Source organism: Streptomyces sp. NBC_00203 (genome assembly GCF_045206325.1).
Classification (GTDB): Bacteria; Actinomycetota; Actinomycetes; order Streptomycetales; family Streptomycetaceae; genus Streptomyces; species Streptomyces lutosisoli.
In genome coordinates, this window is record NZ_CP108126.1 from 7182102 (window position 1) to 7197956 (window position 15855).

The following is a 15855-nucleotide window of genomic DNA, read 5'->3' on the forward strand; positions in this document are numbered from 1 at the left end:
TCCGTGGGGTGATCCCATGACTGCGCTTGACGCTTGAATGATCCGCGTCAGGGAAGCAGGGTACGGGCAGTCACCGTGCCTCGGCTATCCAGGTCTGACTGCGAGGTGTACGACGTCCGGAACGCCCCGGGCAACCGGGATCTCTTCGGTACGCACCCCCTGGAACCCGGCATTCCGCAAGGTTCCTTCAAATTCCGGAGAGGGCTGTGCGGACCACACCGCGAGTACCCCGCCGGGCCTCAACGCCCTTGCGCAGCTTGCCAGTCCGGCCTTCGAGTACAGGCCCTGATTGCCCTCGGTGACCGTCCAGCCGGGCCCGTTGTCGATGTCGAGACACAGCGCGTCGTACGTGTCGCAAGTCTCATTGACGTACGCGACCAGATCGGCTTCGACGATCTCCGTGCGCGGATCGGCGAGGGCGCCCGCGGAGAGCTCGGCGAGGGGCCCGCCGCGATGCCAGTCGATGACGGCCTGTTCGCGCTCGACCACCGTGATGCGCCCCCACCGGGGGTCCGCGGCGGCGTGCACGAGTGAGAACCCGACACCGAGCCCCCCGATCAGCACGCTCGGCGCCGCGCGCCCGTCCAGCGCGTCGTACGCGGCGTCGACGAGCAGCCGCTCCGAGCGGCCGTCGGAGGTGTCCATCAGGAAGCAGCCGTTGGCGATGATCTGCAACAGCGCGCCGTGGCGCCGCAGCACGACCTCGCCGTACGGGCCCTGCCGGCGATCGATGACTACAGGAATGTCGTACGAGGCAGTCATGGCCCCCATCCTGGCAGTTTCGCCAGGACGGGCACCCGAATTACTTCGACTTACCTCGACTTCAGAGCTCGATCCCGTGCCCGCAGGGGAACACCGGATCCACCGTGTCGTTGGGCACGTCCGGCCGGGAGGCCTCCACCGCCGCCATGGAGCACGGCAGTTCGAACGGCAGGCGCCCCTCGGCCCGCACCCGTCCGAAGGCGACGTCGAGAAGGGCCGCGTCGCTCGCGCCGTAGTCGGCGACCAGGGCGGCCGCCTTCGCCGCGATCTCGGGGAGGACGGCGGGCCGCTCCAGGTTGACGCACACCAGCGTGGGCGTCGTGTCGAGCAGCCGCAGGATCTCCTTCAACTCCTCCTCGGGGAAGGCGAGCGAACCCGCGTGGAAGAACGACTCGAAGGTGCCGGGCCGTTGCTCGTAGGGGGTGCCCAACCGCAGTACGGCCACGTCCGCTTCGGCCGGGTCGGCGACGACATTGCCGTACGCCGCCGCCGTCTGCTCGCTCACGCCCTGGACGTAGAGGTTCGGGCGGCCGGTCAGCGGCAGCAGGGCGCGGTTGGTCAGGACGGTGAGGGAGCGGCGCTGGGCGGCCTCGCCAAGGGCGGTGAATTCACTCGCGCCGACGATCTCCTCGGCCTTGTCCACGTCGACGTACGGGTTCTCGAAGAGCCCGAGGACGAACTTCTCGCGCAGCAGCCGCCGTACGGACGCGTCGATCCGTTCCTCGGAGACACGGCCGGAGCGGACCAGGTCCACGATCAGCTCCGGGCACTGCTCGCCGCCGAACTGGTCGGTGCCCGCGTCCAGCGCCTTCGCCGCGCGCTCGGCGACGCTCAGGTGTTCGACGCCCCAGGCGCGGGCGGCGGCCGGTTCGCCGAGGATCTCGGCGTCGTTGAGCAGGCCCCAGTCGGTGCAGACGATCCCCTCGAAGCCGAGGCGCTCGCGCAGCAGGCCGGTCAGGACGTCCTTGTTGAAGCCGAAGCCGACCTCCTCCCAGTCGGTGCCGACGGGCTGGCCGTAGTACGGCATCATCTGCGAACAGCCGGCCTCGATCGCGGCCTTGAAGGGTTCCAGGTGGTAGTCGCGCAGGCCGCCCGGGTAGACCTGCTCCTTGCCGTGCGGGAAGTGCGGGTCCTCGCCGTCCTTCTGCGGGCCGCCGCCCGGGAAGTGCTTGACCATGGCGGCGACGGACTCCGGGCCGAGCTTCGGGCCTTGGAGGCCGCGGATGTACGCCCGTACCAACTCGCCTGAGAGATCAGCGCTGGAACCGAACGTGCCCGACTGCCGTGACCAGCGAGGCTCCGTCGCCAGGTCGATCTGCGGGTGCAGCGCGACCCGGAAACCGACCGCCAGGTACTCGCGGCGGACCGTGTCCGCGAACCGCTCCACCAGCTTCGCGTCCCCGATCGCGGCCAGACCCAGCGGCTCGGGCCACGCCGAGAAATCCCCGGCCAGGAAAGAGGCGCCCGGGTTTTCGGTGAACGCGTGGCGCGGGTCGGTGGAGAGGGTGAGCGGGATGCCGAGCCGGGTGCTCGCGGCGAGCCCCTGGACGCGGTTGACCCACATGGCCATCTCGCGGGCGCTGCCCTGGCCGATCAGGTTGAAGTGGGTCAACTGCCGCTCGGCGACCAGCTCGGTGGTGCCGCACTGGAGGAACACGCCCTCCTCGGCGAGGGTTCCGCCGGGGCCCATGCTGAGCATCGTGTGGAAGAGCTGGCCCGCCTTCTCCTCCAGCGTCATGCGGGCGAGGAGGTCCTCGACGCGTTCGTCGACGGGGCGGTGCGGATCGCGGTAGGTGGGCGTGGTCATCCCGGGTTCCTGGCTTCCTTCGTACGAGGGCTATACGGGGGGCTACTTGACGGAGCGGACGAACTGGACGGCGAGGGCGCCCAGCACGGCGGCGACCGCGCCGAAGAGGAACAGCGCGCCGTAGTTGCCGCCGCCGCCGATCGCGAGGAAGGCGGGGGCGACCATGGGGACGAGGGACTGGGGGAGGGCGTTGCCGATGTTCAGGACGCCCATGTCCTTGGCGGACTCCTCGGGGTTGGGGAGGACCGCGGCGGCGAGCGCCATGTCCACGGAGAGGTAGAGGCCCTGGCCGGCGCCGAAGACGGCCAGCGCGGCGACGTACATCCCGAAGCCCTGTGCGGAGGCGATCATCGCCAGGCTGAGCGCCATGATCAGCGAGGAGCCCAGGACGTACGGCTTGCGGCGGCCGGAGCGGTCGGAGAGCTGGCCGCCGAGGAGCGAGCCCACGACGGTGGTGACGACCATGACGAGGGTGCCGACGAGGACCTTCTGGGTGACCTGGTCGTCGTCGTAGCCGAGGCGGTCCATCAGGAAGTACACCTGGTAGCTGGTGACGCAGGCGGCGCCCGTGAAGACCAGGAAGCGGCCGGCGAAGTTCCACGCGAAGTCGGGGTGCCTGCGCGGGTTGACCCAGAAGCTGCGGGCGAACTCCTTGACGCTGTACGGCTGGAAGGCATCCGTCCGGGCCGGGCGGTCCGGCATCGTCACGGCGAGCAGGGCGACCGCGCCCAGGCCGATGACGCCGGGCACCAGGAAGGCGAGTGCCATCGAGCCGCTGAACACCTGGGCCAGCACCGAGCCCCCGATCATCGACAGGGAGGTCGTGACGCCGATGACTCCGGAGACGCGGGCCTGCTGCTGGGGCGGGATCAGGTCCGGGACGCAGGAGGTCAGCGCGGCCAGGGTGGCGTTGATGCCGAGCTGGGCGAGGGCCCAGCCGAGCATCAGTACCGGCACGTTGCCGCCCAGGGCGACGACCATGAGGCCGGCGACGCCGACGGCCATGCCGCCGATCAGCCAGGGGCGGCGGCGGCCGAAGCGGCTGGTGGTGCGGTCGGAGAGGGCGCCGAAGACCGGGTTGCCGAGCATCGCGAGCAGTGCTCCGACGGACAGCACCTGGCCGAGGGCGGAGCCGCGGTCGTCCTCCGGGACGATCTGGCTGACCCGCAGAGCGAGGGTGACCATCACCGGGGTGAGGACGGCGAGGTAGGCGCCGAACTGGGCGAAGGCGAGGGTGAGGATGAGCTTGGCGGGGGCGTTCTCCGTGGTCGCGGGGGCCTCGGGGGAAGGCGTGTCCTGCGCGGCGAGCTCGGGCGAGCGGGCACCGAGCGAGGCGTCTGGCGTGACGGCCATGGCGGCTCTCCATGGGGACGTGGGCGGCTTCCTTGCCGCACCGGCGCCCCTAGGGAAACAGCAAAACCGAGTAGGTACTAGGTTTTGTGCACGTGGCCAGAATCACGCTGCACATGGCTTGAAAAGGGGCCCTGGTTTACTCGTGTAACCGTCGGTCCGCGGCTCCCGGAAAGGGGTTCCGCACGCGGGCTATGGTGGCGGGCATGGCGCAGAACGAGAGGTCGAGCGAGAGGTCACCGGGGCGGAAGGCCGCGTCCGCGGGCAGGGGTACGTACGCCGTGGGCGACGAGCGCCGCTCGCGGATCCTCGACGCCGCCGTGGAGCACTTCGCCCAGTGGGGCTTCCACGCCTCCTCGCTGGCCCGCATCGCCAAGGACGTCGGCATCACCCAGGGCGGGCTGCTGCACCACTTCCGCAGCAAGGAGGACCTGCTCGTGCAGGTACTCGCGCGCGCCGACGAGAACGACAAGGAGAAGTTCTTCTCCCACGAGTTCGTCACGGCCGTCGAGTGCTACACGTGCCTGGTCCGGCTCGCCGAGTACAACAGCACACGGCTCGGCCGGACACGCATGTTCAACGTCCTCGCCGCCGAGGCCGGCGACCCCGGACACCCGGCGCACGCGTACTTCACCCAGCGGTACACGGACATCGTCGAGCACATGTCCGACCCGCTGCGGCAGGCCGTCGAGAGCGGCGAACTGAGGCCCGGCACCGACATCGTGGCGGTGTCGCAGGAGACCGCCGCCGTCATGGACGGCCTCCAGGTCCAGTGGGTGCTCGACCCGAAGGGCTTCGACATGGTCGGACGCTTCCGCGCGTACGCCGACCGGCTCCTGCGGTCGATCACCGCCGACGGACGGGGACTTCCCGCGGACGTCTGAGGATCTGTGGACGCCTGACGAACCGCGGACATCTGACGAACTGCGGACGTCTGACGACCTTCTGAGGTTGTCTCTGGAATTCCTATGAATACCCCCGTGCGTGGCGTCGGTCATAGACAGCGACGCGTGGGACACGAAGGGTGGGGTGCAACGGAAGGAGCGCCTCACCGTGGACCGGAGCACCACCGTTCAGGCCGACGTCACGCTCACCGACCCGGAGACGGGTGCGCCCCTGCTGGACGGGGTGCCGCGACAGCGCGGCGGCTCCGTCACCGGGTCCCTCCCACGGGCGACGACGGCACCGGCTCCGGACATCACCGGCGTTCCCGTCGCCCCGCGCGCCCGCGCCCGGCTCCGTGCCGTCCGCCCCTGGCGCCTGTTCCCCACCCCCACCGGGACCCCCTTCACGTTCGGGTACGCGGCTGTCCTCGTCGTCACCTCGGTCATCGCCGACCACGCCGACCCCTCCGTCGTGCACGCGCTGCACCAGGGATCCAGCACGGACGTCGCCCACCTCGTACAGAACCCGGTGCTGGTGCTGATCGCGAGTGCGCTGTGGATCGCGGGCGGCATCACCTCGCCGTACGCGATCGGGTTCCTCCTCGTCCTCACCGCGCTGGAGCGGCGGATAGGCGGGCTGCGGACGGCCGGTGTCTTCCTGCTCGGCCATGTGGTCGCGACCCTGGCCACCGAAGTGCCGGTCGGGCTCTCGGTGCTGGCCGGCCATCTGCCCGACAGCTCCTTGCACCGCCTCGACTACGGCATCAGCTTCGGTGTCGCCGCGAGCATCGGCGCGCTCGCGGGACTGCTGTCGCCGTGGCTGCGCTGGCCGGTCCTGACCGGCTTCGGCGCGATGCTCGTCGGTGACCTGCTCACCTTCGCGGACCCGATGACGGACTGGGGGCACCTGATGTCTCTGGCCATCGGGATCTCGACATGGCCGCTGGTACGGCGCTGGCGGGCGGCGCGCGGTGCCTCCAGCACGTCGCGGACCGCCGGCCGGGAGGCCGTCCCGGAGGCCGACCACGGGACGGCGGCGCCCTGCCTGGGAACCACGGCCCCGTAACCGCTCCCGCCGGTCAGCCGCTCCGGGCCGCCGTGAGGCGCCGGGCCAGCTCCGGGATGCCAAGTCGCCGCTCCTGCACGGCGGTTGCCCCGTGGAGCCGGTTCGTGAGCTGGTACGGGTCGGCGCGCAGGTCGTAGTACTCGCGGAAGGTGACCTCGCCGCTGTTCGTACCACCGGAGTTCATGCCACCGGAGTCCAAGCCGGCGCTGTTGACTCCGGCGGGCAGCCGGCCGTTCCGGTCGAGGCGGAGGCGGTAGTACTCCGTGTACTGCTCGGTCTTGCCGATGTACGTCGCCCAGCTGTGGATCGGCTGCTTGTCCTGGCGGTTCCACCACCACTCGGCGAGCAGATGATCACGGTCGAACGTGCCGAGCAGCGAGTGCCCGTCGTGCGGGGTGTCCGGCTTGATCCCGGCCGCGTCGAGCAGCGTGGGCGCGATGTCGATGTGGCCGACGAGCCGGTCGTCGGTCCTGGCCGTGCCGAGCTTGCCGGCCGGCCAGGACAGGTACAACGGCACCTCCAGGCTCGGCCGGTACGGCACCGACTTGCGCAGCCAGCCGTGGTCGCCCCAGAGGAGGCCGTGGTCATTCGTGTACAGAACCAGGGTGTTGTCGAGCTGCCCCAGCGCGCGCAGCTTGTCGCGGAAGTCCCGCATCGCGTCGTCGACGGACAGCAGGGTGCGCAACTGCCGCGCCCGCAGGGCCTGTCCGTCGGCGAGCGAGTGCCGCGCCGCGCCACCGCGCAGGAACGGCGGCTTGTCGCTCTTGTCGTCCTCGAAGACGGACGGCCGCCCCTCCCACTCCGGGACCTGGACCCCCTCGTACTTCTTCTCCGGGATGTTCAGCTCGTGCGCCGCGCGCGTGGCGACATACGCGAACCACGGGCGCTCGTCGCCCCGGACCGCTCCATGAAGGCGAGGGTCTGGTTCTTGATGACGGTGGTGTTGTAGCCGGGGATGTTCCGGACGGTTCCGTTGTCGTTGTAGTGGCCGTTGTAGTACCGGACCGGCTCCTGGAGCAGCCACTCGTCGAAGTGCGGCGGATTCACTCCCGTACGCCAGTAGTTGAGGTACTTCCCGAACAGGCCCGTGCGGTACCCGGCCTCGTGCAACTGCCGCTGCACGGTGGTGTTCTGGTCGAGGCGCTCGGGGTGGCGGGTGTCGAGGACGCCGTGGTTGTGGGCGTAACGGCCCGACATGATCGACGCCCGCGACGGCGCGCAGAGCGGGGTGTTGGCGTGCGCCCGCTCGAAGGTCACGCCGTGTTCGCCGAGCCAGTCGAGGGTCTGCGGGGTCGCCCACTCGGTCTGCTTGGGCTGGTCGTCGGTGACCACGACGAGGATGTTGGGGCTGCCGGGGGCCGGCGTGCGCCTCGGCGCTGCTGGTGTCGGTGATGCCGGGGCCCGGCTGACGACCGGCGCCACGGTGCGCGTCACCGGCGCCTCGCCCTCGGCCCCGCTGCCGCCCCCGTCGCCGCCCGGACCGCGGCCACGCCGACGCCCGCCGCCACCACGGCCCCGGCCCCGGCGATCACCCCGCGCCGTCCCGGCCGCCCCCGCTGCTCGTCGCCCATATCGTCCCCCATGTTCCCGTTCGCCCCGCCTTGCCGTCCCCGTTGGCTGTGAATGCGCTTGCGGTTTGCAGGCGTTGCCTGTGAATGCCGTTGCGGTCGTGTAGCAGTGCCGCTGCGAAGCCATGGCGATCCCTGGCCGGACGCCCGCCGGGTGTGGCCCCTCCGGCAGGAACAAACGCTTCCGGCGACGTGCGTGGGTGGTGTGCGGGGCAATGAGTGGCCGACGCGCGCTTCCATGCGCTCTGCCCCGCACGGACTGGGACCGCAAGGCTGTCTGGTTCGAGCGGGCGCCCGATGCGGGCGGCCACCGGTCGAGGGGACGGAGAGGCCGTGGACGAGGAGGTAAGGATCGAGGTCGGGCGGGACGTGGCGGGACAGATAGCCGTCGGACACCACCTCATCCAGCTTTCGGGTGCGCACTCGTCGGTGACTCTGATCCAGCGGGAACAGCTGCCTCGTCCCGTTCCGCGGGAGGACATGACGCTGCTGCCCAGACCTGCCGAGGACATCATCGGGCGGGAGGAGGAGGCGGCCGATGTCGTCCGGGCCGTGGCCGGGGGCGGCCCGGTGCAGCTCTACGGGGCGGCCGGCATCGGCAAGAGCACGCTGCTGCGACGCGTGGCCCACCGGCTGGCCGCGGACGGCGGGCGGGTGGTCTACCTGCACGCCACGGGCCGCGAGTCCGGGGACGTACTGCAGGACCTGTTCGAGGCGTGTTACGAGGCGCCCGGATACCGGCCGGGGCGGGCGGAACTGCGGAAGCTGATGACCGGGCTGGAGTTGCGTCTCCTGTTGGACGGCCTGAGCTGCCCGGCCGAGGAGCTGGGCGAACTGCTGGATGCCGCGCCCGCCGCCACGTACCTCGTGGCCTGCACGGACCGCACGCTGTGGGGCGAGGGTACGGCGAAGCGGCTGCGCGGACTGGGCCCGGCGGACAGCGTCGAACTGCTGGAGCGCGCGCTGGACCGCGACCTGGACACGGCCGAGCTGCGGACCGCCAGGACACTGTGGCAGCTGACGGAGGGCACCCCGCTGCGCCTGCTCAACGCGGCGGCCGCGGCGGACCGGGCCGGCGGACCACTGCCCCGTCCGGGCGAGCTCGCGGAGCTGCTGCCGCTGGTCGTCGAGCGCTTGACCGAGCCGGAGCTCGCCGTCGCGCGGGTCCTGGCCCTGGCCGGGAGCGGAGGTGCCGGCCCCGCCCTGTTGTCGACGCTGGTGCGGGAGGGCCCGGAAGCCCCGGGCGGCTCGGCGGCCGGTGTGACCCAGGCGTCCACGGCTGTTCCCGCCGGGGGCGTTCCCGCCGGGGACGGCATCGGTGCCGTCCGCGATGTCTGCGACGGGCTGGTGGCCGCGGGACTGGCCCTGGAGACGGAGCACGGATACCGGTCGGCGCCCGGCGTGACACTCGGTGCGGACGAGGCGTCCGGACCGAGTACGGAGGCGCTGGTCGCCCTCGCCGAGCGGTTACGGCGGTGGGTGATCGCCCCGGAACGCGGCCCGGCCGAGCTCGCGGACCACGCCGAACTGGTCGCCGGGGTCGTCGACGCGGTCACGAGGGCGGGGCAGCCACGGGTCGGCGCCCAGCTCGCCAAGGCCGCGGCCCCGGGCACGGCGCGCTCGTTGCGGATGGGTGCCTGGGGACGAATCCTGGAGCGCGGAAAGACGGCTGCCGAGGGCGCGGGGGACCGCCGGCTGCTGGCCTACTTCACCCACGAGGACGGCATCCGCCGCCTGGTGACCGGCAAACGCACGGCCGCCGTGGCGCTCGCCCTGGCCGTGGCTCTCTGGCGCGAGCTCGGCGACGACGGCGGTGCCAAGGCCGCGGAGCACGGCAGGACCCTGTGCGACTCCGGTTCCCTGCCGACGGACATCCCCCACCACGCCCCGTCCCCCGAGCACGCCGCCGCGCACGGCACCAAGGCTGCCGCCACCAAGGTGGGCCTGGGCGCCAAGCTCGTCATCGGGGGCGGCCTGGCCGCCGTGGTCGCGGGGGGCACCGTACTGGGGCTGCACCACGGCAGCGACACCGTGCCGCTGCGGGTGCACGTCGTCACCTCCGCCGTGCAGGTGACCATGCCCGGAAAGGCGGAGCAGGGATGCCGGCGGGGAGCCTCCGGCACCGACTGCACGACGGTCGTCAAGGCGGCCAAGGGTGAGAAGGGCCCCGTCTCCGTCGACCCGGAGGGAGAGCTGCCGCAAGGCACGAAGATCCTCTACTGGGGCTGTCAGGAGGGCGCGGCGGCCTCCTCCTGCACCGTCGTCGCGGACCGGGCCAAGACGGTGTGCGTCTCCACCAGCAGCGCCAAGGACGAAGCCGCGCGGGCCGCGTGCGGTGGCGAGGCCCCGGCGGGCGCGAAGGCCAAGACCTATCCGCTTGAGGTCGCGCTGTTCACCGACTGGCGGATCACCGTGACCGGCACGCCGGGCAAGTGTTTCCACGACACCGGTGTAGCCGCCTCCTGTGGCCCGTACAAGCTGGCCAAGGGCGACAGCGTCAAGCTGTCCGCCACGATCGACGGGCCCGACCCGTTCGCGGACCTGGCGATCGGCGGGCCTCGACAGTACGACAACACACCGGTCTGGTACGGGTGCGACGAAGGCCCGCGGTCCTCCACATGCACCTACAAGATGACCGACGAACGGATCACCGCGTTCGAGAAGTGGCAGAAGGGCACTGACGCACAGAACCCGCAGCACGTGCCGATCGCCGTCTGTGTCACCACGGCGAATGATCCCAGCGAAGCCACGACAGCCGCACAGTGCGAGATCTTGACGAGCGGCAAGGGCTGACGAGCGGCAAGGGCTGAGGAACCGCCGGCCCCAGGTCGGCCACATCCACCTCCCTAACCACATCCACGGCAGAAGGAGCAGAACCCGTGCAGCACGCACAGCCCACGGGCGGCGGCAGCGTCAACATCCACGTCGGCCGGGACGCCTCCGGCCAGATCACGGTCGGCGACCACAACACCGCCGAGATGCACCACACCGCGCCGACCGCACCGACAGAGGACCCGGCGGAAGCCCCCGATCTGACATCCGCCCTCGCCCGCCTGCGCGAGCTGGTCGAAGCCGCCGGGCTGGACGAAACCGCCACGCGGGCAGCACTGGTGAGAGTGGACGAGCTGGAAGAAGCGGTGACCGCGGACCGCCCCGACCTGGCCACGATGGAGGAGGTCCAGGGCTGGTTCGGACGCCGTATGCCCGCGTTCGCCGGGACCGTGCACCGCCTCCTTCTCGGCCCCCTGGTCACCCGCGCGGTAGCGGCGGCCGGCGATGAACTGGCACAGGAATTCACCCGGCGCATCGGGACGTGACCGAGAGACCTCCTCGGGCAGCTGAGCGACTGGGTCCGGTGGCGGGGACGGCGGCTCCCTGTCACCCCTGGTGGTCGGCGCCCGTCCCCACCCCCATGAACCGCGCACTCGTCAGCCCCGCCTCCACCCGCCACCCCAGGGACTCGTACAGCGCCCGCCCCTCCGGCGTTCCCGCCAGGACGCCGGTCTCCGCGCCCTGCGCCACCGCCGCCCGCGCGAGGGTGCCCATGACCAGGCGGCCGAGCCCCCGCCGCCGGTGCCGCTCAGCCGTCTCGATCTGGTCGACGACCGCCGTCTCGCCGGTCGGGGCGATCTGGCCGCGCGCGGCCCAGGAGCCGTCCGGCGCCGCGACCAGGACTCGGGTGACGCCGCCCCGCGACCAGGTGCGCAGCCGGTAGCCGTCGGGGGCGGCCCCCTCGGTGCCGGCGCCCTCCGTCGGGCGGGCCAAGGGCACCGACATCAGGTACCCCGGCTCAGGGTCGATCCACCACCCCTCGCCGAGCCAGGCCCCCACGGTCGACGGCTCCGCGAAGACCTTGAGCCACACGCCGGCCCCGGTCACCCCCTCCGCGACCTTCCGGACCGCCGCCTCCTCGACCTCGTCGTTCGTCGCGCCGAAGACATGCCGGGTGACGTGCTCCGCCTGCCCCACGTCGACGGTGTACCCCCACGGCTCGACCACCGGGGGAGCCGCCCCGCGCGAGAGGACCCACCCGTCCACCCAGGCCCGCACGATCTTGTCCATCACGACCCCCTGTAGCTCATGTAATAGTCACTCTGCGATTTAGCTACTTACTTCTCGAGTGACGATACGGGCGCGCACACGCACCCCGACAGAGGCGATCGCTCACAGCGAACAGCCCCGGGGGAACAATCAAGGGCTCACGTGCATTGAGTCGGCATAGCTCAACTTGACTGCCTAAGGGGAGATCATGGCATCCACGTCCACACCGCTCACCCTGCCCGTGCTGCCACTCGACGACGAGGTCGTGCTGCCCGGGATGGTGGTTCCGCTCGATCTGAACGACACCGATGTACGCGCCGCGGTGGAGGCCGCCCAGGCCGCCGCCCGTTCGACACCGGGCAAGCCGCAGGTCCTGCTGGTGCCACGCATCGACGGGACCTACGCGGGCACGGGTGTGCTCGGCACCGTCGAGCAGGTCGGCCGCCTGGCCGACGGCGACCCGGGCGCGCTGATCCGCGGGCGTGGGCGCGTGAAGGTCGGCGCGGGGACGACCGGTCCCGGTGCCGCACTGTGGGTGGAGGGCACCCGGGTCGCCGAGACCGTGCCCGACCCGCTGCCCGGCCGGGTCGCCGACCTGGTCAAGGAGTACAAGGCCCTCGCCACCAGCTGGCTGCGCAAGCGCGGCGCCTGGCAGGTCGTGGACCGCGTTGCGCAGATCGATGACGTTTCCGCCCTTGCCGACAATTCCGGTTACTCCCCGTTCCTGTCCATCGAACAGAAGGTGGAGCTGCTGGAGACCGCCGATCCGGTCGCCCGCCTGAAGCTCGCCACCGAGCAGCTCCGCGAGCACCTCGCCGAGCAGGATGTTGCCGAGTCCATCGCGAAGGATGTCCAGGAGGGCGTCGACAAGCAGCAGCGCGAGTTCCTGCTGCGCCGCCAGCTGGAGGCCGTACGCAAGGAGCTGCGCGAGCTCAACGGCGACTCCTCGGACGGTGAGGAGTCCGACGACTACCGCTCCCGTGTCGAGGCCGCCGACCTCCCCGAGAAGGTCCGCGAGGCCGCGCTCAAGGAGGTCGAGAAGCTGGAGCGGTCCAGTGACCAGTCGCCCGAGGGCAGCTGGATCCGGACCTGGCTCGACACCGTGCTCGAACTGCCGTGGAACGAGCGGACCGAGGACGAGTACGACATCCAGGGCGCCCAGGCGATCCTCGACGCCGAGCACGCCGGTCTCCAGGACGTGAAGGAGCGCATCACCGAGTACCTCGCCGTGCGCAAGCGGCGTTCCGAGCGCGGGCTCGGCGTGGTCGGCGGGCGGCGCGGCGGTGCCGTGCTCGCGCTGGTCGGTCCGCCCGGTGTCGGCAAGACGTCGCTCGGCGAGTCCGTCGCGCACGCCATGGGCCGCAAGTTCGTCCGCGTCGCCCTCGGTGGCGTACGGGACGAGGCCGAGATCCGCGGACACCGGCGTACGTATGTCGGCGCACTGCCCGGCCGTATCGTCCGCGCCATCAAGGAGGCCGGGTCCATGAACCCGGTGGTCCTGCTCGACGAGATCGACAAGGTGGGCTCCGACTTCCGCGGCGACCCGGCCGCGGCGCTGCTCGAAGTCCTCGACCCCGCCCAGAACCACACCTTCCGCGACCACTACCTGGAGGTCGAACTCGACCTCAGCGACGTGGTGTTCCTGGCCACGGCCAACGTGCTCGAAGCCATCCCGGAGGCCCTGCTCGACCGTATGGAGCTGGTCCGCCTCGACGGCTACACCGAGGACGAGAAGGTCGTCATCGCCCGCGACCACCTGCTTCCGCGCCAGCTGGAGCGGGCCGGTCTGGCGAAGGACGAGGTCACGCTCGACGAGAGCGCGCTGCGCAAGCTCGCCGGCGAGTACACGCGGGAAGCGGGCGTACGCACCCTGGAGCGGGCCGTCGCGCGGCTGCTCCGCAAAGTCGCGGCGCAGCACGAACTCGGTGAGCGGGAGCTGCCGTTCACGGTGACCGACGCGGACCTGCGCGGGCTCATCGGGCGGCCGCACCACGTGCCCGAGTCCGCCCAGGACCCGGCCGAGCGCCGTACGGCCGTCCCCGGTGTCGCCACCGGGCTCGCGGTCACCGGCGCGGGCGGCGACGTCCTCTTCGTGGAGGCGTCGCTGGCCGACCCGGAGACGGGCGCGGCGGGTCTGACCCTGACGGGCCAGCTGGGTGACGTGATGAAGGAGTCGGCGCAGATCGCGCTGAGCTTCCTCCGCTCGCACGGAGCCGAGCTGGAACTGCCGGTCGGCGACCTCAAGGACCGGGGTGTGCACATCCACTTCCCGGCGGGCGCGGTCCCGAAGGACGGTCCGAGCGCGGGCGTCACGATGACGACGGCGCTGGCCTCGCTCCTGTCCGGCCGCCTGGTCCGCACGGACGTGGCGATGACGGGCGAGGTCTCGCTGACGGGGCGTGTCCTGCCCATCGGCGGCGTGAAGCAGAAGCTGCTCGCCGCGCACCGCGCGGGTGTCACGACGGTCATCATCCCGAAGCGCAACGAGCCCGACCTGGACGACGTCCCGGCCGAGGTCCTGGAGAAGCTCGACCTCCACGCCGTCACGGACGTCCGCCAGGTCCTGGAGCTGGCACTGTCGCCGGCGACCAACGGTGCGCAGCAGGAGTTTCCGGTCGCGGCGTAACGCCCACCGGAAAGGGAAGGCCCGGGTCCCGTGAGGGAGGCCCGGGCCTTCGCCGTACGTGCGTGCCTTCCGCTTCCCGTCAGCCGTTGGCGAGTGCCTGTACGCGGTCCAGGGCGCCGTTGAACTTGTCGTGGTCGCCGACGGTCGGTCCGGACGACGTGTACTGCCACATGGTGTAGTACGACCACCCGGCCGGCAGCGTGCCCACATCGGAGGCGTACCGCGCGATCCACAGCGGGTTGCTGGAGGCGAAGCCGCTGTAGTTGCCGGTGCAGTCGGTCCACCAGCTGGTGGCCGTGTAGATCACGGCGTCGCGGCCGGTGCGCGCCTTGTACTGGGTGAGGAAGCTGCTGATCCAGCTGACCATGGCGCTCTGCGACTTGCCGTAGCAGGAGGCGCCGTACGGGTTCCACTCGATGTCGAGCGCGCCGGGCAGCGTCTTGCCGTCACCGGACCAGCCGCCGCCGTGGTCGACGAAGTAGTTGGCCTGTGTGGCGCCGCTCGTGGTGTCGGGGGTGGCGAAGTGGTACGAGCCGCGGATCATCCCGATGTTGTACGAGCCGTTGTACTGCTGGGCGAAGTACGGGTTCGTGTAGTACGTGCCCTCGGTCGCCTTCGTGTAGGCCCACTTGACCCCGCTGCTCCACAGGGTCGACCAGGCGACGTTGCCCTGATAGCCGGACACGTCCACACCTTCGGTCTGGGTGGCGTCACCAGTGGTCGGCGTACCGCCCTGGCCGTCGTGGGCGACGACGCCCATGCCCATGCGGGCGGAGCCGCGGGCGGGGGTGTCGGCGGCGGAGGAGGGGAGGGTGAACAGGAGGGAGAAGGCGGTGAGCAGAATTCCTACCGCGAGCGGGCGCAGGCGGTGGGCCGTTCCGGATCTGTGCACGGGCATGTGCGTGCCTCCGAAGGGCTTGGTGGAGCTCGATGGAGCTCGGTGGGGGGAATGCTCGGGCACGCGTGCCGTAGTGGGGGGTCAGGTCCTCGTCGACCTGGAATGGCGTGCGCATGCCAGTAACTGCCTGGTAAAGAAGCTAGGCGCGCGGAAGACGGTGTGGGAAGAGGGCCCGGAGGCTGCCGTTGGTCTACGCCTGCGAAATACTGTCGGAGCTGCGGTAACGGCGAATTTTGGCGGAAACTTTCAGGACCGGGAAACCGGGTGAGGGGCTGACGTGCACGAGGACGGGAACGACGGCCGACGTCCGGTCGAATCCGGCGTGTCGGGACACGGTGCGGACCAGCCTGTCGCGCACGGCGGCGGGGACCGCGAGTTCCTCTCCCTGGAACGCGAGTTGACCGTGTTCCTGCGACGCGCCCGCGCCAACCAGGGGGAGATGGCCCGCGAGGTCCATCCGGACCTGGAGTCCGCCGCGTACGGACTCCTCGTACGCCTTGAGGAGTACGGCCGCCAGCGCGCCACGGAACTCGCCGCCTACATCGGCGTCGGCAAGGCCACCATGTCCCGCCAGCTGCGCGCCCTGGAGGACCTCGGCCTCGTGGCCCGCGAACCCGACCCCGCGGACGGCCGCGCCTGGCTCGTCCACCTCACGGAGGAGGGCCGCACCCGAGTCACCCGGGTCCGCGAGGCCCGCCGCGCGCGCTATGTCAGCCAGCTCGCCCACTGGGACCAGGACGAGGTGGCGGAGTTGGCGCGGCTGCTGCATCAGCTGAATCTCGGCATGGAGAAGTAAAGGCAGAAGTCAAAACGCGAGGGCCTTCGCAAGGCCCCTCCCAAGGAGTGTGGGGGC

General features: G+C 71.1%; 13 protein-coding genes. 6 read left to right on the forward strand and 7 right to left on the reverse strand.

Annotation, left to right across the window (positions count from 1 at the left end; all coding sequences use genetic code 11):
* Positions 1-84 precede the first annotated feature (84 nt).
* From OG975_RS32205 to OG975_RS32215, 3 genes are all read right to left on the reverse strand, one after another.
* Positions 85-762, reverse strand: coding sequence for a spermidine synthase (locus tag OG975_RS32205; protein ID WP_406336563.1), 678 nt, complete (start codon positions 760-762; stop codon positions 85-87).
* Positions 763-823: 61 nt separating this feature from the next.
* Positions 824-2569, reverse strand: coding sequence for a glycoside hydrolase family 3 protein (locus OG975_RS32210; RefSeq protein ID WP_406332822.1), 1746 nt, complete (start codon positions 2567-2569; stop codon positions 824-826).
* Between the two features lie 42 nt (positions 2570-2611).
* Positions 2612-3922, reverse strand: a complete 1311-nt coding sequence (locus OG975_RS32215; RefSeq protein WP_406332823.1) for an MFS transporter — start codon at positions 3920-3922, stop codon at positions 2612-2614.
* Between the two features lie 203 nt (positions 3923-4125).
* Between OG975_RS32215 and OG975_RS32220 the strand changes: the two genes are divergently transcribed.
* Positions 4126-4803 carry a TetR/AcrR family transcriptional regulator gene (locus OG975_RS32220; protein ID WP_406332824.1) on the forward strand — a complete coding sequence of 226 codons (678 nt, stop codon included), beginning with the start codon at positions 4126-4128 and terminating at the stop codon, positions 4801-4803.
* A 169-nt stretch (positions 4804-4972) separates the two neighbouring features.
* Positions 4973-5869, forward strand: a complete 897-nt coding sequence (locus tag OG975_RS32225) for a rhomboid-like protein (protein ID WP_406332825.1) — start codon at positions 4973-4975, stop codon at positions 5867-5869.
* Positions 5870-5882: 13 nt separating this feature from the next.
* On the opposite strand, the gene OG975_RS32230 is transcribed toward OG975_RS32225, so the two are convergent.
* Positions 5883-6713: a sulfatase-like hydrolase/transferase gene (locus tag OG975_RS32230; protein ID WP_406336565.1), complete on the reverse strand. Its 831-nt coding sequence runs from the start codon at positions 6711-6713 to the stop codon at positions 5883-5885.
* Positions 6710-7303, reverse strand: coding sequence for a sulfatase-like hydrolase/transferase (locus OG975_RS32235; protein ID WP_406332826.1), 594 nt, complete (start codon positions 7301-7303; stop codon positions 6710-6712). Before OG975_RS32235 ends, OG975_RS32230 begins: the two co-directional genes overlap by 4 nt.
* A gap of 467 nt (positions 7304-7770) precedes the next feature.
* Here OG975_RS32235 and OG975_RS32240 point away from each other — a divergent pair, with 467 nt between their 5' ends.
* Positions 7771-10230 (forward strand): hypothetical protein, encoded by a 2460-nt coding sequence (locus tag OG975_RS32240; RefSeq protein ID WP_406332827.1) that lies wholly within the window; start codon positions 7771-7773, stop codon positions 10228-10230.
* An 86-nt stretch (positions 10231-10316) separates the two neighbouring features.
* Positions 10317-10754, forward strand: a complete 438-nt coding sequence (locus OG975_RS32245) for a hypothetical protein (protein ID WP_406332828.1) — start codon at positions 10317-10319, stop codon at positions 10752-10754.
* 61 nt (positions 10755-10815) lie between these two features.
* Here OG975_RS32245 and OG975_RS32250 read toward each other — a convergent pair whose 3' ends face one another.
* Positions 10816-11499: a GNAT family N-acetyltransferase gene (locus OG975_RS32250; protein ID WP_406332829.1), complete on the reverse strand. Its 684-nt coding sequence runs from the start codon at positions 11497-11499 to the stop codon at positions 10816-10818.
* Positions 11500-11686: 187 nt separating this feature from the next.
* Between OG975_RS32250 and lon the strand changes: the two genes are divergently transcribed.
* Entirely contained in the window at positions 11687-14104 is a 2418-nt protein-coding gene (gene lon, locus OG975_RS32255; RefSeq protein ID WP_406332830.1) for an endopeptidase La, read from the forward strand.
* A 79-nt stretch (positions 14105-14183) separates the two neighbouring features.
* Here lon and OG975_RS32260 read toward each other — a convergent pair whose 3' ends face one another.
* Positions 14184-15002, reverse strand: a complete 819-nt coding sequence (locus OG975_RS32260; RefSeq protein ID WP_406332831.1) for a lysozyme — start codon at positions 15000-15002, stop codon at positions 14184-14186.
* Between the two features lie 277 nt (positions 15003-15279).
* On the opposite strand from OG975_RS32260, the gene OG975_RS32265 reads away from it, so the two are divergent.
* Complete coding sequence (locus tag OG975_RS32265) at positions 15280-15798, forward strand: MarR family winged helix-turn-helix transcriptional regulator (protein ID WP_406332832.1); 519 nt, start codon at positions 15280-15282, stop codon at positions 15796-15798.
* Positions 15799-15855: the final 57 nt, after the last annotated feature.